The 20256-nt window shown below is 49.4% G+C and carries 19 protein-coding genes; 14 read left to right on the plus strand and 5 right to left on the minus strand.

Translation table 11 applies throughout. The features are described from left to right. Positions 1-111 precede the first annotated feature (111 nt). Entirely contained in the window at positions 112-1131 is a 1020-nt protein-coding gene (locus ACR0QE_RS07450; RefSeq protein ID WP_432627779.1) for a response regulator, read from the plus strand. Between the two features lie 91 nt (positions 1132-1222). Here the strand turns inward: ACR0QE_RS07450 and ACR0QE_RS07455 are convergent, their stop codons facing one another. Further along, on the minus strand, positions 1223-2893 hold the full coding sequence (locus tag ACR0QE_RS07455) for a L,D-transpeptidase family protein (RefSeq protein WP_432627739.1): 1671 nt from the start codon (positions 2891-2893) through the stop codon (positions 1223-1225). Between the two features lie 179 nt (positions 2894-3072). On the opposite strand from ACR0QE_RS07455, the gene ACR0QE_RS07460 reads away from it, so the two are divergent. From ACR0QE_RS07460 to ACR0QE_RS07520, 13 genes are all read left to right on the plus strand, one after another. Next, complete coding sequence (locus tag ACR0QE_RS07460) at positions 3073-4053, plus strand: glycosyltransferase (RefSeq protein WP_432627740.1); 981 nt, start codon at positions 3073-3075, stop codon at positions 4051-4053. A gap of 11 nt (positions 4054-4064) precedes the next feature. Next, entirely contained in the window at positions 4065-5516 is a 1452-nt protein-coding gene (locus tag ACR0QE_RS07465; protein ID WP_432627741.1) for a lipopolysaccharide biosynthesis protein, read from the plus strand. A 356-nt stretch (positions 5517-5872) separates the two neighbouring features. After that, the gene (locus ACR0QE_RS07470; RefSeq protein ID WP_432627742.1) at positions 5873-6991 is read left to right on the plus strand and encodes an ATP-grasp domain-containing protein; all 1119 of its coding nucleotides are present in this window, start codon (positions 5873-5875) and stop codon (positions 6989-6991) included. A gap of 89 nt (positions 6992-7080) precedes the next feature. Continuing rightward, a complete protein-coding gene (locus ACR0QE_RS07475) occupies positions 7081-8205 on the plus strand; it encodes a DegT/DnrJ/EryC1/StrS family aminotransferase (protein WP_432627743.1) in 1125 nt (374 codons plus the stop codon). A 17-nt stretch (positions 8206-8222) separates the two neighbouring features. After that, the gene (locus tag ACR0QE_RS07480; RefSeq protein WP_432627744.1) at positions 8223-8912 is read left to right on the plus strand and encodes a glycosyltransferase family 2 protein; all 690 of its coding nucleotides are present in this window, start codon (positions 8223-8225) and stop codon (positions 8910-8912) included. 55 nt (positions 8913-8967) lie between these two features. Continuing rightward, positions 8968-10278: a lipopolysaccharide biosynthesis protein gene (locus ACR0QE_RS07485; protein WP_432627745.1), complete on the plus strand. Its 1311-nt coding sequence runs from the start codon at positions 8968-8970 to the stop codon at positions 10276-10278. Beyond that, a complete protein-coding gene (locus tag ACR0QE_RS07490; protein ID WP_432627746.1) occupies positions 10275-11222 on the plus strand; it encodes a glycosyltransferase family 2 protein in 948 nt (315 codons plus the stop codon). The genes ACR0QE_RS07485 and ACR0QE_RS07490 overlap by 4 nt, the downstream gene beginning before the upstream one ends. Beyond that, complete coding sequence (locus ACR0QE_RS07495) at positions 11219-11581, plus strand: DUF2304 domain-containing protein (RefSeq protein WP_432627747.1); 363 nt, start codon at positions 11219-11221, stop codon at positions 11579-11581. Before ACR0QE_RS07490 ends, ACR0QE_RS07495 begins: the two co-directional genes overlap by 4 nt. Continuing rightward, positions 11550-13307 (plus strand): DUF2142 domain-containing protein, encoded by a 1758-nt coding sequence (locus ACR0QE_RS07500; protein ID WP_432627748.1) that lies wholly within the window; start codon positions 11550-11552, stop codon positions 13305-13307. The genes ACR0QE_RS07495 and ACR0QE_RS07500 overlap by 32 nt, the downstream gene beginning before the upstream one ends. 214 nt (positions 13308-13521) lie before the next feature. Beyond that, on the plus strand, positions 13522-14076 hold the full coding sequence (gene rfbC / locus ACR0QE_RS07505) for a dTDP-4-dehydrorhamnose 3,5-epimerase (protein ID WP_432627749.1): 555 nt from the start codon (positions 13522-13524) through the stop codon (positions 14074-14076). A gap of 17 nt (positions 14077-14093) precedes the next feature. Then, positions 14094-14906, plus strand: coding sequence for an ABC transporter permease (locus ACR0QE_RS07510; RefSeq protein WP_432627750.1), 813 nt, complete (start codon positions 14094-14096; stop codon positions 14904-14906). Between the two features lie 77 nt (positions 14907-14983). Beyond that, positions 14984-15505: a peptidylprolyl isomerase gene (locus tag ACR0QE_RS07515; protein ID WP_432627751.1), complete on the plus strand. Its 522-nt coding sequence runs from the start codon at positions 14984-14986 to the stop codon at positions 15503-15505. Beyond that, a complete protein-coding gene (locus tag ACR0QE_RS07520) occupies positions 15505-16311 on the plus strand; it encodes a GNAT family N-acetyltransferase (protein WP_432627752.1) in 807 nt (268 codons plus the stop codon). The genes ACR0QE_RS07515 and ACR0QE_RS07520 overlap by 1 nt, the downstream gene beginning before the upstream one ends. 269 nt (positions 16312-16580) lie before the next feature. Here the strand turns inward: ACR0QE_RS07520 and ACR0QE_RS07525 are convergent, their stop codons facing one another. From ACR0QE_RS07525 to ispE, 4 genes are all read right to left on the minus strand, one after another. Continuing rightward, positions 16581-17321: a hypothetical protein gene (locus ACR0QE_RS07525; protein WP_432627753.1), complete on the minus strand. Its 741-nt coding sequence runs from the start codon at positions 17319-17321 to the stop codon at positions 16581-16583. Between the two features lie 77 nt (positions 17322-17398). Beyond that, a complete protein-coding gene (locus ACR0QE_RS07530; RefSeq protein ID WP_432627754.1) occupies positions 17399-18061 on the minus strand; it encodes a YesL family protein in 663 nt (220 codons plus the stop codon). A gap of 378 nt (positions 18062-18439) precedes the next feature. Next, on the minus strand, positions 18440-19114 hold the full coding sequence (locus tag ACR0QE_RS07535) for a GntR family transcriptional regulator (protein ID WP_432627755.1): 675 nt from the start codon (positions 19112-19114) through the stop codon (positions 18440-18442). Then, complete coding sequence (ispE, locus tag ACR0QE_RS07540; RefSeq protein WP_432627756.1) at positions 19114-20019, minus strand: 4-(cytidine 5'-diphospho)-2-C-methyl-D-erythritol kinase; 906 nt, start codon at positions 20017-20019, stop codon at positions 19114-19116. The genes ACR0QE_RS07535 and ispE overlap by 1 nt, the downstream gene beginning before the upstream one ends. Positions 20020-20256: the final 237 nt, after the last annotated feature.

Below are 20256 nucleotides of genomic sequence, written 5' to 3' on the forward strand. Positions count from 1 at the left end.
GCAGAGGGATTACGACAAATAGCATAAGAAGAATAAATATATAGGGCGGGGACTGCCCGAATTAACGCCTGTGGAGATAGTAGGTCACGAGGTCTGTGAAGCAGGAAGCCCATTGGCTTTAGACAATGGGCAGTTCACAATTTCTCGCGTGAGGAGACGGCAACTGTCAACTGCATTCAGGGTACAGGTCTTGGTCTTGCGATCACGAAAAAGATTGTTGAGATGATGGGCGGAACGATCCAGCTGGAGAGTGAGGAGGGTGTCGGCAGTGTGTTTGATGTCTGTCTGACGTTCCGGCTGAATGGGGAGAAAAAAGTCTACAAGAAAATTGATTCCCTGCAGGGACTCCGCGTACTTGTTGCGGATGATGATACGGACACCTGCCTGAGCATTTCTTCGATGCTGACGGAGATCGGAATGCGTTCTGAGTGGACGGTTTCCGGCAAGGAGGCTGTGATCCGCGCGAAACATGCCGTGGATATGGGAGATGAGTTTTATGCCTATATCATCGACTGGCTGATGCCGGATATGAATGGCATTGAGACTGTCCGCCGCATCCGGAGAGTCATCGGAGACAGCAGTCCAATCATCATTCTGACGGCTTACGACTGGTCAGATGTGGAGGAAGAGGCGAGAGAGGCCGGCGTGACCGCCTTCTGTGAGAAGCCTCTGTTTATGTCGGAGCTCATGGATATTCTGACAAAGCCGATGGAGATCAATAAGCCGAAGCCGGAGGATGAGATTCATGTTCCGGCCGGAAAGAAAGTCCTTCTCGTGGAGGATAATGAGCTGAATCAGGAGATTGCCTATGAGATTCTCACACAGGCCGGACTTTCCGTAGAGGTTGCGGGGGATGGTTCCGTTGCCGTGGAGAGAATGGCGGCTTCCAAACCGGGACAGTATGATCTGATTATGATGGACATTCAGATGCCGATCATGAATGGATATGAGGCGACGAGAAAGATTCGTGCGATGGAGGCACAGCACTGCAAGACGATCCCGATCATTGCAATGACAGCGAACGCGTTTGAGGAAGACCGGGAGCTGGCGAAGGAAGCAGGAATGACCGGATATCTGGCAAAGCCGATTCAGATCGACAAGATGTTAAAAGAGATCAGTTCTGTTTTATAGATGCAAATCTTCTTAATATGGTAAAAAATGGCTATCGCACAGATCTGCGGTAGCCATTTTTGTGTTGGTTTCTTATTGATTTATTATGGAATTACTGCTGGGCAGCAGCCTTTGAGAGGATCTGCTGAGTTGCCTGAGCGATACCTTCTTCTGTGACATTCGGGTCAGTCGGATCCCAGGTCTGCTCGAACGGAATCTCTTCTTTGATCGTCGGGCGCTCGAACGGTCCCGCAATCTCGCTGTTGTACACGGTAACACTGGTGCCGATCGGGCAGTGGTCGTAAATCCACTTAGCATCTCCGCTGACAAGACGGATACATCCGGCAGAGCGGGCGATTCCCATGTTGTTGTATGTACTTGCCCAAACCGTGTAGGAGTTTGGTGCATCGTAGATGATGGAGTGGAGCAGAATCGGAAGTCCGGCACCAAGACGGGTTGCGTACTGGGTGTAGACATCGTGAATCATCAGTCTCCAGCGGTATTTCTCCGGAGTCTTGAAGGTGCCGACCGGAGTGTCATCGCCGACGGAGGTCAGGAAGGACTTGACCGGGATGATGTAGCCGTTTCCGCCGTCCTGAGCATATACGGTCAGGCAGTTCATCTCTTTGTTGACTTTGAGAATGTACGGTCCATCGCTTCCGAGAAGAGACTCAACATCGGTCACAAGCTTGCCGTCCTCCTGGAAATAGTACTTGAGACCGTCAATGTACTGCCATCCGGTTACCGGAACGGAATCCTTGAAGTAGTAGCGGTCGCTTCCCTGCCATCCCCATCCGGTGTAGTTCGAGCCGTCGCCGTGGATGTATCTCATTGCGCCGTCAACGAGCTGGATGCCGTCTGCGTGGTCGGACACAAGGGTATTTGTCGTGTCGAGAGCCTCCGCTCCGTTTGTTCCCTTGCGGAAGAATGCGAGACGATAGCCGGTGATGAAGAGTCCCTTGTTCATGGAACCTGCGCTCTCGCCGTTCTTTGCCCATCCGGTGTGGGTGCCATCGCTCAGAATTGTGGAGTAGTAGAGGTCGAACTGGTCGCCGACGATTCCTGCGAAGCGGTACTGGATCGCCTCAACTGGGATCGGATTTGCGGCACCTGCGGTCTGCTGGCCATTCATTGCCCATCCGGTCCATCCGGTCTGGGAATTGTAGGTGCGGTAGAGAAGATCTCCGTGGATATTCTCAAGGAAGGTGGAAATCGAGCTGAATCCTGCGGAAGCGCCCTCAATCTGCTGATCGTTGACATAAGGGGTTGACCAGGTCATTCCGTCTGCGATCAGAAGAACGGTTGTCTGCAAGTGCGGTTCGCGCAGCGGAACCTTCAACGGGTTGTTAGAGTCCTCCTGAGCTTCAGCTTCGGCAGCAGCGCGCTCAGCCTCAAGCTCGGCACCCTGAGCATCCGTCAGTGCATTGCCTTCGGAAGAGACATCGGCGTTCTCCTGAGAGGAAGTGGTAGCTGAGGAATCCGCCGTGCCACCCGGTGAATTGGTGGTCACACCCTCGGGAGTCGCCTCTGTGGTGGAAGAAGACTGGGAAGGCATGCCCGGACCGCCGGTCTCGACCTGGGTAGATCCTGCATGGATTGTGCCGCTTGTCTCTGCGGTGGCAGTTGTCTCGGTACTCTGTGCAGATGATGTGTTCTCTGTCGTCGTACCGGGTGCATTGAAGGTCACGGTATCTGCGAATGCAGGGAAAACAGATCCGACTGCAAGGATGCCGGAAAGCATCAGTGCAAGGCCGGATTTTTTGCATATATGTTTTTTATACATGAGAAAATCCTCCTGAAAAATAAAATCTATACACTGCTAATCTAACACAAACAAGAGGAAAATTCCATATTTGATTTACAATTTATGGGGGATATTGTAAAATAAAAGGTATTGGCAAGAAAAATGTAAGGATATTGTAACGGTTAGCCCGTGAAAGATAATAGGACGGAAAAGAAATCATGGATTCAGAGAAAAGGGAGATCATGGTCAGCATTTGCTGCATCACTTACAATCAGGAGGCGTACATTCGGGATGCCTTGGAAGGTTTTATCAGGCAGAAAACGGATTTTCAGTGGGAACTTTTGATTCACGATGATGCATCGACAGATCGCACGGCTGAGATTATTCGGGAGTATGCGAAGCGTTATCCGGACCGGATTTTCCCGATTCTCCAGACAGAAAATCAATACTCTCAGGGACTCACGAACATCAGCGGAACCTTTAATTTCCCGAGAGCGAGGGGAAAATATATCGCGATGTGTGAGGGCGATGATTACTGGACCGATGAGACGAAGCTTCAGCGCCAGGTCGACTTCATGGAAGCACATCCGGGCTGTTCCCTCTGCCTGCACAGCGCAAAGGTTGAAGTTCAGGGAAAGGCCATAACGGAACACAGGATGCGTCCGTATCGCAGGAGCAGAAAGATTCGCCCGGAGGAGATCATTGACAAGACTTCGGGTTATCCGACGGCTTCTCTGATGTTTCGCCGGAGTATGGTGGAGCATCTGCCGGATTTCTATGTGAATGCTCCGATTGCGGATATTCCGCTTCAGCTGATGAGTGCGGCGCGCGGATGGGCATACTATATGGACCGGTGCATGTGCGTGTACCGGCTCGGCGGTGCGGCATCGTGGACAACGCTCATGAAGCAGGGAAATTACGAGGAAAAACAGAAAAAATATGCCCGTGCGATGGAGGAGATGTACCGCGGATTTGACCGGGAGAGCGGGGAGCGCTTTCACCAGACGGTGGAGAGGGCAGCGGCCCGCATCCGTTTCCTGACGTGGGTCAATACGCGCAGATATGAGAAGGTGCTCGACCGGAAATATCGCCGGTTTTACCGGGAGCTCAATCTGAGAACGCGCTTTTTCATCCGCTTTGAGACAATGGCACCCGGGCTTTATGCGATGTTGCAGAAGCGGTTTCACCGGGCAGAGTAAGGAGTTTTAGTGTGGCAGAGACAGAAATGAAACAAAAGGTAGTGAAGGGACTTTTCTGGAAAGTTCTTGAAAATGGAGGCGCGCAGGGCGTACAGTTTGTGATTGCGGTAATCCTTGCACGCCTTTTGAGTCCGGCGGAATATGGAGTAGTCGGAATCATCTCCATTTTTATTGTGATTGCAAATGTGTTTGTCCAGAGCGGATTCAGCACGGTTCTGGTTCAGAAACGCCATGCGGACGAGTTGGATTTCTCCTCCGTCTGCTATTTTGAGCTTGCAATGTCGGCAGTGATGTATGTGCTGCTGTATCTGATGGCGCCGGTGATTGCCGGATTTTATGAGATTGACCATCTGACTGAGATCGTGAGAGTGCTTGCGGTGGTGTTGTTTCCAGGCGCTGTGATTTCGGTGCAGACTTCCTATGTGTCCCGGAATATGGAATTTCGCGGGCTTTTTCTTTCTACGCTTCTGGCATCGATTCTCTCCGGAGCGATCAGTGTGGCGATGGCGTATCTGGGCTTTGGCGTCTGGGCGATGGTCTGGCAGCAGATCAGCTACTATCTGGCACTGATGATCACGCTGTTTTTTACGGTGACATGGAGACCGAAGCTGTGTTTTGCAGCGTCGCGCGTCAGGGAGATGTTCGCATTTGGCTGGAAACTTCTGTGTGCGTCCCTTCTCGACAATGTTTTCAACAATCTGTATGGACTTTTGATTGGAAAGATATATAATGAAGAATTACTGGGAAGCTACAACCGCGGAGAGCAGTTTCCGAAACTGATTGCGACGAATCTCGGGGCGGCGATTCAGGCGGTTCTTCTGCCGGCGTTTGCGGAGAAACAGGAGAACAGGGAAGCGGTTCACCAGATGATGAGGCGGGCGATCCAGCTCAGCTCTTTTGCGGTGATTCCGATGCTTCTCGGAATGTTTGCGGTCGCGGACACTCTGGTTCTGGCACTGCTCGGGGAAAAGTGGATGATCTGTGTGCCGTTTCTGCGGATTATGTGTATTTCTTATTGCTTCTGGCCGATCCACATCGCGAATCTTCAGGCGATCAATGCGGTCGGACGAAGCGATATTTTCCTGAAACTTGAGATTGTGAAGAAACTTTTAAGTGTGCTGGCGCTTGTGATCGGCATGCAGTTTGATGTCTATGTGATGGTGTGCCTGAAGGCGTTTCAGGATTTTCTGTGCACTTTTATCAATGCGGCCCCGAACAAGAAATTGCTCGGTTACAGCATCTGGCACCAGTGGATGGATGTGATGCCGCCGGTTGCGCTCTCAGCGGTGATGTGCGCGGGAGTCATGGTGCTTGGAGATGCGATGGGCGGAATGTCCGTGTGGATCAGGCTTGTGATTCAGATTGCGGCGGGAATTGTGATCTACGCGGCACTTGCGTGGGGATTTAAGTTAGAGAGTTTCCGCTATCTGTGCGGAATGGTTCAGAAACGCAAGAGAGTTTAGTTTGATTTTAGCGGTGGCAAGCGCATTGATTTGGCGCCAACGGCAGAAGTAAGTCCTGCAAACTCGCTCTCGCTCCGGGTTCAGTCAGCGGAAGCGTCACTGGCGCTTCCTAGACATGCAGAGCAGCGTAGCGGTGCATAAGGCTGTAAAAGACACAGCCTAAGCACCGGCGTCTCACACGGGTTTGCAGTGACTTCTTCGCCTTATGGCGCTTACTCAAATTGATTCGAGTTACTTGTTATTTACTAGTTGGGCTGGGATGGCTAAATTCAAGTCGATGCTTGCGCATCCGCTCTGAGTTATAAATGAAAATAAGCGAAATCATATAGACATAAATGAGGAAGGACAGATAGAAAATGGAGATGGCGAGAGAGGATGAGAGAAAGACCGCGCTTGTGACAGCGATCGGATCCTTTTCTGCGCGCGAGGTGATTGCGGGGTGCAGAAGAGAGGGAATGAGGGTCATCGGCTGCGATATTTATCCGGCGGAGTGGGTGGCAGATTCTGCAGATGTGGACGTGTGCTACCGGGCCCCCTACGCGACGGATGAGATGGCGTACCGCGCATTTCTCATGGAGGTCTGTGAAAAGGAAAACGTGGATTTTGTGCTTCCGCTGACGGACGTTGAGGTCGATGTTCTTCAGAAGTGGAGAGTTGAGTGTGCAGATGAGACTAATAAGGTGGATGAGATAGAAAAATCCGGGGTAACAGAAAAATTTGCTCCACTTCACGCCGTGCTCTGCATCTCCGGAATTGAGACGATCCGTCTCTGCCGGGATAAGGAGAGTATGCAGAATTTCCTGTCAGAGTGCGGACTTTGCCGGACAATTCCGGGAAGAGAGCTTGACGAGGTTGTAAAGACCGAGTCGGGATCTGCTTATGAAAATCTTTCCTATCCGCTTATCATCAAGCCGGTCGACGGGCGAAGCAGTCAGGGACTCTCCCGCGTGAAAAATGCCAGACAGATGGCATATGTGGTTCAGGAGTGTGTGGAACATGGCGGCCGGTTCCTTGTCCAGCCGATGATTGACGGAAGTGTTGTGACTGTCGATGTTGTAAGGGATCCGAAGAGTGGAATCACTGCGGCGGTTGCACGGAGGGAACTTTTAAGAACGTTAAATGGAGCGGGAACATCGGTGTACGTCTACCACAATGAAGCGCTTGAGCGGGAATGTCGTGAGATCGCGGAGGCACTTGATATCTGCGGCTGTGTGAATTTTGAGTTTATTGATACGCAGAGTGACGGAGTGCATCGGGAGAAGAATGCCGGGGATGAAACGGGACCGAGTCGGGACCGTTACTGTTTCCTCGAGTGCAACCCGCGTTTCTCGGGAGGAGTTGCGTTTTCCTGCATGGCGGGATATGATATGATTCGGGCACATCTGGCATGTTTTATGGGAAAGACACCGGAAATGCCGGTTGTTGTGGAGAATCAGTACATTGCCAGACGCTACACCGAGTATCGAATGAAATAGAGATCAGATCGAGAGATTGGGATAAAGATCCATAGAAAAGATAGAGATAAAAATCGAACGATCGACTCGAAAAAAGGAGGAAAACTTGCATGGAGAAGCATGAACAGCCCGTGATGGTGACGCGCTCGTCGATGCCGCCGCTCGAGGAGTATGTCGAGATGCTAAGGCCAATCTGGGAGAGTGCCTGGCTGACAAATATGGGAGCTTATCACGAGGAACTGAAGCAGAAGCTTAAGGAGTATCTGGATGTTCCCCAGCTGGAACTTTTTGTAAATGGTCATACAGCGCTCGAACTTGCAATTCAGGCATTTGATTTAAAGGGAGAGGTCATCACAACGCCGTTCAGCTTTGCATCGACGACGCACGCGATTGTGCGAAATGGTCTGACTCCGGTATTCTGTGATATCAATGAGACGGACTACACGATGGATGTGGACAAGATTGAGGATCTGATCACGGAGAAGACCTGTGCGATTGTGCCGGTTCATGTCTATGGAAACCTCTGTGATGTCGAGCGGATTGAAGAGATCGCAAAGCGTCACAATCTCCGCGTGATCTATGATGCGGCGCATGCATTCGGCGAGACGTGGAAAGGGCGCGGGGCAGCCCGGTTTGGAGATGCATCGATGCTGAGTTTTCATGCGACCAAGGTCTATCACACGATTGAGGGCGGTGCTGTTGCCTTTCACGAGGACTGGCTCAAGGATCGCCTTTATCAGCTCAAGAATTTTGGAATCACGGGATATGAGAGTGTGGAATATGTCGGAGCGAACGGTAAGATGAACGAATTTCAGGCGGCAATGGGACTTTGCAATCTGCGTCATATTGATGGGGAGATCGCAAAGAGAAAAGCGCTTGCAGAGCGCTACCGCGAGAGACTCTCCGGTGTGCCGGGAATCCGTCTCTGCCCGCAAAATCCGTTTGTTCGCTACAATTATGCATATATGCCGGTGGTATTTGAGGGATACGAAGCGGAACGTGATGAGATTTTTTCGGCGCTGAAAGAGCACAATATCTTTGCGAGAAAATATTTCTATCCGTGCATCAATGATTACGCATGCTATCGGGATCGCTTCTGTGCGGATGACACGCCGGTTGCAAAGCGAATTGCCTCGGAAGTGCTGACGCTGCCGCTTTTTGCAGATCTGCCGGTGGAAGTTGTGGATGAGATCTGTGATGTGATTCTCGGTTTTCGGCAGGGGACAGAAGGGTGACAGGAGAGAAGAGTGTGATGAGAAATAAGGTACTGGTGATCATTCCCGCCTACAATGAGGAAGCAAATATTGAGATGGTTGTCGGAGAACTCGAGGAGAAGTATCCGCAGTATGACTATCTCGTCGTGAATGACGGTTCGACGGACCGGACGGAGGAGATCTGCCGGGATCATGGATACAATCTTCTCGATCTGCCGGTCAATCTCGGACTTGCCGGATGTTTTCAGGCAGGAATGAAATATGCCTACTATCGGAAATACGAGTATGCGATTCAGTTTGACGGGGATGGACAGCATCGGCCGGAATACATTGAGCCGATGATGCAGAAAATGAAAGAGGGATACGACATTGTGATCGGAAGCCGTTTTGTGGATCAGAAGAAGGATTTCTCTTTCCGGATGATCGGAAGCAGGCTGATTGAGAGTGCGATTTACCTGACAACAGGGGTGAGGGTTGCAGATCCGACCTCGGGAATGCGGATGTTCAGCCAGAAAATGATCCGTGAATTCGCATTGAACTTAAATTACGGCCCGGAGCCGGATACGGTGTCTTATCTGCTCAAGCAGGGCGCAAAGATTGCGGAGGTGCCGGTGAAGATTGCGCCGCGTGCAGGCGGAGAGAGTTACTTAAAGCCGATGGTTGCAGTCAGCTACATGTCGCGGATTCTGATCTCGATTCTGTTTATCCAGAATTTCCGAAAGAGATAGAGGGATCGGAGATCGCTACTTGAAAAAGAAAAGGGTCAGGAAAGGATTTTCCCTTATGATGAACTATGTGACAGATCTTCTGATTCATACCGGAAAAGACCGGCAGAAGATGAATCTTTACTGGAATATGCTTGGAAGTTTCTGCTATGCATTTGCCAGCATGGTTCTGGCATTTCTTGTCATGCGTGTGGCGGGAAGCCAGAAAGGCGGTGTTTTTGCATTCGGATACAGCACTGTGGGACAGCAGATGTTTCTTCTGGCATATTTTGGAGTCCGTCCGTTTCAGATTACGGATTCCAGACAGGAATATCTCTTCGGAGATTATCTCCATATGCGCTACATCACGTGTGCGGCAGCTCTTTTTCTCGGATGTCTCTATGTGTTAGTGAACCGGTATGATCCGGAGAAGACCATCGTGATTTTTCTGCTGATCGGGTACAAGGTGATTGACGGTTTTGCAGATGTGTACGAGTCGGAATTTCAGAGAATTGGCAGACTGTATCTGACCGGAAAGGCGAACACCTTCCGGACGATTCTGTCGGTCAGCGTGTTTTTTGCAGTGCTGATGATGACGCCGGGAAGAAATCTTCTGCTTGCCTGCATGGCAGCACTTCTGGCTCAGATTGTCGGGCTGTATGTATTTGACATTGCGGTGCTTGGGCGCTATCACATCGACTACCGGTGGTCGAGGCGGCGGATTAAAAAGTTGTTTTTTGCAACGGTGCTGCTCAGTATCTCTGTTTTCCTTGATTTCTATGTATTTTCTGCCGCAAAATATGCGATAGATGCAAATATGAATGATGCGGCTTCCGGATTTTTCAATATTATCTTCATGCCGACTTCTGTGATCAATCTGGCAGCCGGATTTGTGATCCGCCCGTTTTTGAACGGTCTTACGGATGACTGGACCGGAAAGCAGTTTGATTCTTTTGTTGCGAGACTGCGCATGCTGACCGGAGTGATCAGCGGACTTGCGCTGCTTGCGACGGCGGCGACGGCACTTCTTGGAAAACCGGTGCTCATGGTCATGGAGATGCTTCTTGGAAGCTCGTATGAGGGAATGCTGACGAAATACAGCCTTGCATTTCTGATGATTGTGGCGGGCGGAGGTTTCTATGCACTCTTGAATCTCTGCTACTACGTGCTTGTGATTATGAGACGCCAGAGAGAGATCTTCGGAGTCTATGTGGTGATGACGGGAGCTGCGGCGATTCTGGCGCCTGCGATGGTAAAGCGCAGCGGAATCAATGGTGCTGCCCGCTCTTATCTGATTTTGATGGTGATGATGGCGGCCGGATTTGCGGCGTGTGCCTGGTATGGACTGCGGTGCGGAAAGCGCATGGCGCAGGAGGAGGATGAGGAATGACGGTAGATGTGCTGATTCCGGCGTATCGGCCGGACCGGCGGTTTGCAAGATTGTTGCAGATGCTGGAGCGACAGACGGTGAAACCGCGCCGGATCATTGTAATGAATACGGAAGAGTCGTACTGGAATGAGGAAGGATACAAGGGAATCCGGGGACTGGAGGTCCACCATGTGACGAAGGCGGAGTTTGATCACGGTGGAACGAGAAATCTGGCGGCCTGGTATTCGGAGGCGGACATCATGGTCTTTATGACGCAGGATGCCGTTCCCCAGGATGAGCACCTGATTGAGGAGCTTCTAAAAGCTTTTGATCAGACAGGACCGCAGGGAGAGGTTGTCGCACAGGCATATGCACGGCAGCTTCCGGCAAAGGACTGCCATCTGATTGAGCGGCTCACGAGAGATTTCAATTATCCGGATCAGCCGATGGTCAAGACGAAGGCGGATTTAGAGCGTCTCGGAATCAAGACGTATTTTGCATCAAATGTCTGCTGTGCGTACCGGAAGGATGTTTTTGAGGCGCGGGAGGGATTTATCACGAGCACGATCTTCAATGAGGACATGATCTATGCGGGCGGCATCATTCAGGATGGATATGCGATCGCCTATGTCCCGTCGGCAAAGGTGATTCACTCGCACAATCTGACTCCGATGCAGCAGTTCCACCGGAATTTCGATATGGCGGTGTCCCAGGCAGACCATCCAGAGGTGTTTGAGGGTCTCCCGTCAGAAGGAGAGGGGATTCGCCTCGTCAAGCAGACGGCAGGGAAACTGCTGAAGAGAGGGCGTTTCTGGCTGATTCCGTCGCTTGTCGTCTCAAGCGGATGCAAATATCTGGGATATCGTCTCGGAAAGCGCTACCGCAGTCTCCCGAGAAAGATGATTCTGTGGTGCAGCATGAGTCCGGCATACTGGGAGCGCAGATGGAAGGAGGAAAAATCATGATGACAACAACCCTGAGGGTGCTGCTGATTCTGGCATCACTTGGAACCTTTTCCCTGATGATGCACAAGATCCGCCGTTCAAAGGTTCAGATTGAGAGCTCTATTTTCTGGATTGTGCTCGCTCTGGTTCTTGTTGTATACAGTGTCTTTCCACCGGTCGCAGATTTTTGTGCCCGGCTTCTCGGAATCTATGCGACGACGAATTTTTTGTTTGTGCTTGCGATCTTTGTGCTGATTGTGAAGGTTTTTTATATGACGATTCACATCTCCCAGCTTGAGACGAGAGTCAAAGAGCTGGTGCAGCAGATGGCACTGGAGGAGAAATTCCATGAAGAAGAAAAATTGCATAAAGAGCAGTGAGAAAGAGGCGAAGAAGGGGACTTGTGCGGGCAGCGGGCAGGAGAAAAAGAGATTTGCCGTGAAAGACTGGGGAGGAATCCTTGCAGGAACTGCGGCTGTCACTTTTTTTGCGCTCTATCATCTTCAGGATGTGCGTGCCGGTGCCGGTGCGATGGGAGATAGCTGGCTCGTGTTCTGGTATCTTGTGCTTGCACTTGTATCTGTAGCAGGAGTTTTCGTTCTGGGATGCGGACTGATTGGAAGAAAGTGGCAGGGAAATTTCACACTTTCTCTGGAAAAGATCTATCTGTTTGCGGGACTTTTACTCGGACTTCTCTCTCTTTTTATTCTTCCGCCGCTCTCGGCACCGGATGAGATCAGCCACTATGTGAGTGCCTATGAACTTTCAAGCCGTCTGATCGGAGCGCAGGCAACGGACCGCTATGGGCGTGTGCTTCTTCGACCGGAGGATGTCTGGGTGGAAGATCTTGATGCAAGTCATGTGTATGAGATGGGGGAGGATGGAACCTGGAAGGCAGATGTGTCGGTGTCCGGCGAGAACAGAGTGATTGCCCAGCCGCTTGAGGAGGCATCTTACCGCCAGATTCATGAAATTTTTGAAAATGGGGTTCCGGAAAATCTCCGGCACACAGAACTTGGGGCGACGGAGGCGGATTCACTGTTTCCGCCGGTGACGACGACACCGCTCGCTTATCTTCCGCAGGCGATCGGCATTGCAGCTGCCCGTCTGTTTGGGCTTGGGACGCTTCCGCTTCTGTATCTGGGGCGGATCTGTAATCTCATTTTCTTTGTCGTGATGACGACGCTTGCGATGAGGCGGCTGCCATTTGGAAAAGAGGTGCTGTTTGGTGTGGCACTTCTTCCGATGACGATTCATCTCTCGGCATCATACTCGTATGATGTGATGATTATGGGCTGCTTTTTTCTGCTCACGGCAGTCTGCCTTGATCTGGCAAGTGCACAGGAGAGAGTGCGAAAACGGGATGTCGCGCTTTTGGCACTTCTGATGACGGTTGCGGGACCGTGCAAGATGGTCTATGCGCCGCTAATGGGGCTTTGTCTGCTGATCCCGGTTGCACGGTTTGGAAACTGGAAGAGCTGGCTGATCTCGGCGGCTGCGGTTGGACTGGCATTTGCATTTGCGATGTTTTTCGTCAACCGCCAGATCATTGCGTCCTATGCGGTTGCGACGGAGGCGGACAGCTTCGTGGAGTGGGCGGCAGAGCCGGGCTACACGCTGACGCTTTTGATCCACCAGCCGCAGAGACTCGTGAAAATTTTTTACCAGACGATTCTCTGGCAGGCACAGCAGTATCATTTGACGATGATTGGAGCGAGTCTTGGAAATCTTGATCCGGTGCTTGATGTGCCGTATGTGGTTGTTGTGACGCTCTCGCTGTGCCTTTTAGGGCTTGCTTTCCGCAAACCAGGAGAAAATCTGCATTTTTCGGGAGGACAGAGGGTCTGGATCGGTGTTGTCTGTGCAGGCTGTGCCGGGCTTGTGATGCTCTCGATGCTGGTTGCGTGGACGCCGCTGAGCGCACGGGTGATCAATGGAGTGCAGGGGCGTTATTTCCTGCCATTTTTACCGGTGCTTCTCCTTGCACTCAAAAATAATACCGTGGTTTTGACAAAGAATCCAAATCGTAGTATATTGTATCTGATGTGCTGTCTGGATGCATATGCCTTGATCCGCCTGTACAGCGTAGTAAGTATGAGGGTATAAAAATATAAATGATTCGCTCATATCTTATGATTAGCTGATTAGCGTACATGCTTGTTTGTATATAAGAAATTGTAAAATGGCTCCGGCTGCGTCGCCATTGCGGAAAGAGATATTCACAAAGCGTATGCAAATGTGGTGAATGGATATGGATTCCAGATAGAGAAATGTAGAATGAAATGACCGGAAACGGTCAGAAAAAGAAGAGGAAAACACAATGGGAAAAATTAAAGTGACGACCTGTGAGATTGAGGGACTTTGTGTCATTGAGCCGACGGTATTCAAGGATGAGCGCGGCTATTTTATGGAGACTTACAATCAGAATGATTTCAAGGAAGCCGGACTGGATATGGTATTTGTTCAGGATAACCAGTCTATGTCCACGAGAGGTGTTCTGCGCGGCCTTCACTATCAGAAGCAGTTCCCGCAGGGAAAGCTGGTTCGTGTCGTTCGCGGAACCGTATTTGATGTGGCAGTTGATCTGCGCACAGGTTCTAAGACTTATGGAAAGTGGTTTGGTGTTGAGCTGAGTGCAGAGAACAAGAAGCAGTTCTACATTCCGGAGGGATTTGCACACGGATTTCTTGTTCTGTCTGACGAGGCTGAGTTCGTTTACAAGTGCACCGATTTCTATCATCCGGGCGATGAAGGCGGAATGGCATGGAACGATCCGGAGATCGGCATTGAATGGCCGCTTCAGGATGGCGTGGAGCTGATCATTTCTGAGAAGGATCAGAAGTGGGGCGGTTTCAAAGAGACGTTTAAGTTTTAAGTGAGGGCCATATTTATATGATTTATGTGCTTTCTCTTTTAAAAGAAATTATTCGGAAGCGGAGACTTATCTGGGATCTGGCAAAGGCAGATTTTAGAAAACGTTTCGTCGGTTCTTATTTCGGTGTGGTATGGATGATTGTGCAGCCGATTGTAACGGTGACGATCTATTTCTTCATTTTCCAGCTTGGGTTTAAGAGCGCTCCGCCGGTACCGGGAGTTCCATATGTACTCTGGCTTGTTCCGGGTATTGTGCCGTGGTTTTATTACAGTGAGGCACTCAACTGTGTGACAGGATGTCTTCAGGAGTACAGCTATCTGGTAAAGAAAGTGGTCTTTCAGGTAGAGATTCTTCCGGTGATTAAATTGATTTCCTGCCTTCTGGTGCATGCATTCTTCGTGGCAATCATGTTTGTGATGTGCCTCTGTTACGGAAGAATGCCGGCAATCAGCTGGCTTCAGGTGGTCTATTACACATTTGCGGCGTCCATGCTGGCGCTGGCGATTGGATACTTTACTTCAGCAGTAAATGTATTTTTCAAGGATATGGCTCAGATTGTGAGCATTTGTCTCCAGTTTGGCATGTGGCTGACGCCGATCATGTATGATGAGAGCATGTTTGCAGCAGATTATCCGTGGATTGTCTCTGTTCTCAAAGTCAATCCGTTCTATTACATTGTTGCGGGTTACCGTGACAGCATGCTGACAGGCAGCTTTTTCTGGGAGCGTCCGCGCCTGACGATTTATTTCTGGGCATTCACGATTGTGATTGGACTGATTGGACTGAAGGTGTTCAAACGCCTCAGACCGCATTTCTCAGACGTATTATAACTCAGAGTAGATGTCCCCTCCTCTATAGGTGGGGAAAACTAAATAATAATTAAGTAACCATTCAGGAGGAAACAAACATGAACAAGAATCCAGAGATTACGATCACAATGGAAAATGGCGATCAGATCCGTGCAGAGCTGTATCCGGAGATCGCACCGAACACGGTAAAGAACTTTATCAGCCTGGTAAAGAAGGGATTTTATGATGGTCTGATTTTCCATCGCGTTATTCAGGGCTTTATGATTCAGGGTGGATGCCCACAGGGAAATGGAATGGGTGGCCCGGGCTACTCCATCAAGGGTGAGTTTTCTCAGAACGGTTTCAAGAACGACTTAAAGCACACAGAGGGTGTTCTCTCTATGGCTCGTTCCATGATGCCGAACTCCGCAGGTTCTCAGTTCTTCATTATGCATAAGGCAGCTCCGCATCTTGACGGTGCTTACGCAGCATTCGGAAAAGTTGTCGAGGGTATGGATGTTGTCAACAAGATCGCAGAGACCCGCACCGATTACAGTGATCGCCCGCTGAAAGAGCAGAAGATCAAGAGCATCACCGTAGATACCTTTGGCGTAGATTACGACGAGCCGGAGAAGGCGTGATGACTCGTCAGCAAAAATTGCTGATTGACGGAAACACATACGAGATTACCGTATCTGATGAGAGAGAGGCTCTCCTTGCCGCGAAAGCGGCGGGGAGAGCCTTTGTCGCAGTTGGAGGTGAGATGTTTTCGGGAATCGGCGTAGAATATGCAGCAGAGGCATTTGAGGCAGTGGATGAAGAATATCTCGAGAGAGTGCTCCGTCGTCATCTCGGTTTGCCATGGCATATTATTGAGTCAGATCGCCTTTTGATTCGAGAGCTTACGCCAGAAGACTTTGCGTCAGTCAGTCAGGAAGAAGACGCTTTTTCCAATGAGGAACAATATCTCGCATACTTAAAGAGCCAGTATCGCTTTTACGAGTATGGGCTTTGGGGCATAGAACGCCGGGCAGATGGAATCCTCGTCGGGACAGCAGGAGTCTGGGACTATGAGAAAAAACGGACGGGAAACAACCGTGTAAAAATTCATGAGCCACAGAATGTGTGGAAATGGAAGAATAGAGATTTGAAAAACGGTATCTGCCAAAGTCAAAGTTCTGGGCATAGTGATAACCGGGATAAAGCAGAAAATGAAACAGGGAAAGATTTTGTTTTACAATTAGAATTGGGATACCGCACATTCGCCCCATATCGACGCAAGGGATATGCAGAGGAAGCGTGCAAATTAATTCTCTCTTATGTAGAGAAGTGGTATGGAGATGACTATGAGTTATTTGCAGTGACAAAAGCTTCGAATCTGGCATCTGAGAGTCTTCTAAAGAAATTAAATTTTATAAGGTATCCAAAGATGACTGAAAAATCTTGAATTATATGGATAGGATTTATATTTATAGAGTTTCTGGAATTAAAAGCAGAACAGGCTCCGCAGGCGGGCAAGTCAATGCAAACCCGTGTGAAGCGCCGGTGTTTAGGTTGCGTATTTTGCAACCTTATGCACCGCTGCGCTGCTCTGCATGTCTAGGAAGCGCCAGTGACGCTTCTGCTGACTGAACCCGGAGTGAGAACGAGTTTGCATGGCTTTGCCCGTTTGCGGAGCCGTAAAAGTAAAAAACAAGAAAATATTTTAAATGTTTATTACTTCTCAACCTCAAAAATATATTTCAGCAGATTCGACGCTGTCTCCGTCCGCGTGCTGTTGCTTACAATTCCAAATAGTGCCGGTGAAAGCTGGATATTGGAATTCTCTGCAAATGCGGTGCCGGAGATGTCAACAGCGTATGCATGGCGGGTTCCATCCCCATTTTCCGTATAATACAGACGATCCTTTACCACACTTAAAATATCCTCCGGAAGCACTGTTTCGAGATCAAGATAGCCGTCCATCGAGGAATAGTGATCGAGAGTCTCTTCGTCACAGATCATCACATCGAGATCTTTTGCTGCAACAAGAGCGGAGATCTTAGCCATCGAAGCATAAATATACTCGGAGACATCATCTCCAAATGAGAGAAAAGTCGTCTCGGAGATAATTTCGTCTTTCTTTCCCAGACCCGCCCAGGATGCAAAATCCTGTTCAAGCGGTTCGGCTTGAAATCCCTCTTCATCACGGCTGTTGATAATCATGCAGTGCAGCGCTGTATGGAAGGTGCTGTGATAGACGACAGTCCCCACATTGACAGCGACGACGACAGCGAGGACAGCCGCAATCATGTGAAAGCGATAGTAGTTCCAGATGTACCACAGTTTGTCTTTCAAATTCATGGAGCGAAGCTTTTCACGCTCCGTCAGATGCGGTTCTTCCGGTTTTTTTGCATCCTGATTTTCAACAGGAAGTTCGCCGGAAGCCTGTTTCATGGATTCTTCCGTAATTCGCATAATAATTTTAAGTCCTTTTCGGTTTGTTCAATTCTTTAAATGAATCTTTCGTCTTAATCATTGATCTTAACAATTCGTTATACCCCAGATTCAGACACATCTTCCTCCGTCGGTTTTGGCATATACTTGTCAAAAATTCCGACAAACATGAAGGAATTGATGAAAGCTAACAGCGGAAATCCGAATAAGAACAGCAGAGGCTGAAGCATCGGAAGAACAAAAAACGCGAGCGCCGGGATCGCGAGGTCAATTACCAGAATTCCGATTGTCTGGAGAAAGTGGCGAATGGACATGAAAAATGCGTTGAATAAAGTCTTTTTTACCGGATTATAGAAACGGCACTGGAGTGGGAAAACAAACAGGCTGATTCCGCACCAGATCAGGCCAAATCCGGAAAAAATGGCAAGCATGACCATTCTCACAGAAGCGGATACATTCTGGATTCGGATAAAAAAGTAAATATCTCCGGCAATGATGATTCCTGTTGTCAGGAGGATCAGCCAGATTGCAGTTGCCTGCTTGAAGTTCTCGCGGAACGATTTGAAGAAGGCCTTTACAGTGGAACCCTCCTCATCGCGGACGAGTTTCAGCGTCACATAATAGACGGCAGTTGTGGAAGCTCCGATTGTGAAAACCGGAATACTGCACACCATCCACAGGATGTTGAGTATCAGAATATCAAAAAATTTGCCGATAAATCTCCATACGGGGTTATCGTAGTTAAAAAGTCCCGAAAACATAGCTTGTTCCTCCATACATATTCATGTGCTTGGATTTTCTGTCAGGTATCTGAATTGATTATCGCAATGAATCTTAATGAATCCAAATGAATTCAAATAAATCCAATAAATCCCAATGAATCAATCCTTGCAGGTGTTGATTTTTTGCGCAGTTTTTTGCAAGCACATATTAACTTTCATTATACAGGAGTGCGAATAAAAATGCAATGTACACCCAAGGAAAGTTACCTGGTACCCGGACAAAGCGCTGAATTTCTGTTTTCAGAGAAGAATTTAAATGAATGGAGTTTTAAGCAGAGGAAGATTTCAGACTGAAAAAAGAATGTTGGAAGTATATTTTAATAGCTTCCAACATTCGTGGTAAAAATTTTTTCGTGATTACTGCTGTTCCTTTAAGTTTCTGGAAACAGTGATCTCCTGATTGTCGATATGCTCGCGGATTGCGGTCTTTGCCTCTGCGACGTGGCGGCCGCGGATTGCCTTGAGAATGTTGTCATGCTCAACGACAAGAACCTGACGCTTGTCGGCATCCTTGATGTACTCGAGGCGGTAGCGGTACATCTGCTCTCTTAAGTTGTTGAGGATCTGGACGAGGCGGTTGTTTCCGGTTCCGTTGTAAATAATGTCGTGGTAGCGCTCATCGGTCTCTGCCATGCTCATGGCATCGCCGGAATTGATTGCAATGCGGAAGGCGTTCTGCGCTTCCTGAAGTTCGCGGATATCATCCTCGGTCATACGCTGGCAGGCGAGCTCGATCGCGAGCTCTTCAAGGGAGCGGCGGACTTCAAGAACGTCACGCAGGCTCTTCTCGGAGATTTTTGCAACCTCTGCGCCCTTTCTCGGAATCATGAGGACGAGACCTTCCAGCTCAAGTTTGCGGATTGCCTCACGGATCGGCGTGCGGCTCACACCGAGACGGTCTGCGAGCTGAATCTCCATCAGACGCTCACCAGGCTCTAATTCTCCTTTTAAAATTGCCTGACGCAGAGTATTGAAGACTACATCGCGAAGTGGCAGATATTCATTCATATTGACTTTCAGTTCATGATTCATTATAATGCACTCTCCTTCTGATTCAGATTATAAAAGTTTGTCAGATAAACCTGTTTTGCGAGATTGGAGGCTTCTCCGAACCGCATGTGCTCATAGGCGGCAGCTGCGGTGTCCTGATCCGGGAAGAGGCCAAAGACGGTTGGGCCGCTTCCACTCATCAGAGAACCGATGGCCCCGTATTTGAGCATGGTATCCTTGATTTCCTGAATAATCGGATATTCCTTGATTGTGACACTCTCAAGCACGTTTCCAAGATTTTTGGCAATTCCGGAAATCTGGCCGTCGCGGATTGCGGCGATGATGCCGTCAATATTGGGGTGATCAGCCGGGGAGAGCTGATCGAGGTGCAGGTTCTCGTAGACAAATTTTGTGGATACGTTGATGGATGGTTTCGCGATCAGGACCGGGCATTGAGGAACAGGAGGAAGTGGGGTGAGAATTTCTCCGATTCCCTCGGAAAGTGCGGTTCCGCGCATCAGGCAGTAGGGGACATCTGCCCCGATTTTTACGCCGCGCTCCATCAGCTGTTCCATTGAGAGTCCAAGACGGAAGATCCGGTTGACTCCAAATAAAACGGCAGCGGCATCACTGCTTCCGCCAGCCATTCCCGCTGCGACAGGAATAAATTTTTTCAGGCGGATGGAGAGTCCTTCTTTGATGTTGAATTCATCCATAAGGAGCTTGGCAGCCCGATATACCAGATTGTTTTCATTTGTGGGGAGATAGTAGAGATTACATTCCACCGAAATACCCGGTTCGGGTTTTGGCTCCAGATCAAGGCGGTCAAAGATGCCGACAGTCTGCATAATCATGCGGACCTCGTGGTATCCATCCTCCCGGCGTTTCAGGACGTCAAGTCCCAGATTGATTTTTCCATATGCTTTCAGAGCAAGATGTCTGGCCATAAATTCCTCCTTAGAAGGCTGAGCAGACAGTTCCATTCAGCCTGTCCGAACGTTACTTTGCATCATGTCATGGTATTCTTGTATACAGTATATTATAAAATGCAGCACCGAAATGTGCAAGTGATTTTGCTATGGTTTTAACGAAAGTTTTGCCTGTTTTTTCCCATTTTCATGTTTTTAAAAACAGTGCAGACAAAAAATGGTGGGGGAAGATCCACTGCTGTCTGCAGGGCGCGT

The organism is Brotaphodocola sp. (genome assembly GCF_050873065.1).
In the GTDB taxonomy this organism is placed as follows: Bacteria; Bacillota; Clostridia; order Lachnospirales; family Lachnospiraceae; genus Brotaphodocola.

Coding starts and splice junctions, on each gene's coding strand:
- ACR0QE_RS07455 (WP_432627739.1), bottom strand. CDS start 2,893: ATGTATAAAAAACATATATGCAAAAAATCCGGCCTTGCACTGATGCTT.
- ACR0QE_RS07460 (WP_432627740.1), top strand. CDS start 3,073: ATGGATTCAGAGAAAAGGGAGATCATGGTCAGCATTTGCTGCATCACT.
- ACR0QE_RS07470 (WP_432627742.1), top strand. CDS start 5,873: ATGGAGATGGCGAGAGAGGATGAGAGAAAGACCGCGCTTGTGACAGCG.
- ACR0QE_RS07475 (WP_432627743.1), top strand. CDS start 7,081: ATGGAGAAGCATGAACAGCCCGTGATGGTGACGCGCTCGTCGATGCCG.
- ACR0QE_RS07480 (WP_432627744.1), top strand. CDS start 8,223: ATGAGAAATAAGGTACTGGTGATCATTCCCGCCTACAATGAGGAAGCA.
- ACR0QE_RS07485 (WP_432627745.1), top strand. CDS start 8,968: ATGATGAACTATGTGACAGATCTTCTGATTCATACCGGAAAAGACCGG.
- ACR0QE_RS07490 (WP_432627746.1), top strand. CDS start 10,275: ATGACGGTAGATGTGCTGATTCCGGCGTATCGGCCGGACCGGCGGTTT.
- ACR0QE_RS07495 (WP_432627747.1), top strand. CDS start 11,219: ATGATGACAACAACCCTGAGGGTGCTGCTGATTCTGGCATCACTTGGA.
- ACR0QE_RS07500 (WP_432627748.1), top strand. CDS start 11,550: ATGAAGAAGAAAAATTGCATAAAGAGCAGTGAGAAAGAGGCGAAGAAG.
- rfbC (WP_432627749.1), top strand. CDS start 13,522: ATGGGAAAAATTAAAGTGACGACCTGTGAGATTGAGGGACTTTGTGTC.
- ACR0QE_RS07510 (WP_432627750.1), top strand. CDS start 14,094: ATGATTTATGTGCTTTCTCTTTTAAAAGAAATTATTCGGAAGCGGAGA.
- ACR0QE_RS07515 (WP_432627751.1), top strand. CDS start 14,984: ATGAACAAGAATCCAGAGATTACGATCACAATGGAAAATGGCGATCAG.
- ACR0QE_RS07520 (WP_432627752.1), top strand. CDS start 15,505: ATGACTCGTCAGCAAAAATTGCTGATTGACGGAAACACATACGAGATT.
- ACR0QE_RS07525 (WP_432627753.1), bottom strand. CDS start 17,321: ATGCGAATTACGGAAGAATCCATGAAACAGGCTTCCGGCGAACTTCCT.
- ACR0QE_RS07530 (WP_432627754.1), bottom strand. CDS start 18,061: ATGTTTTCGGGACTTTTTAACTACGATAACCCCGTATGGAGATTTATC.
- ACR0QE_RS07535 (WP_432627755.1), bottom strand. CDS start 19,114: ATGAATCATGAACTGAAAGTCAATATGAATGAATATCTGCCACTTCGC.
- ispE (WP_432627756.1), bottom strand. CDS start 20,019: ATGGCCAGACATCTTGCTCTGAAAGCATATGGAAAAATCAATCTGGGA.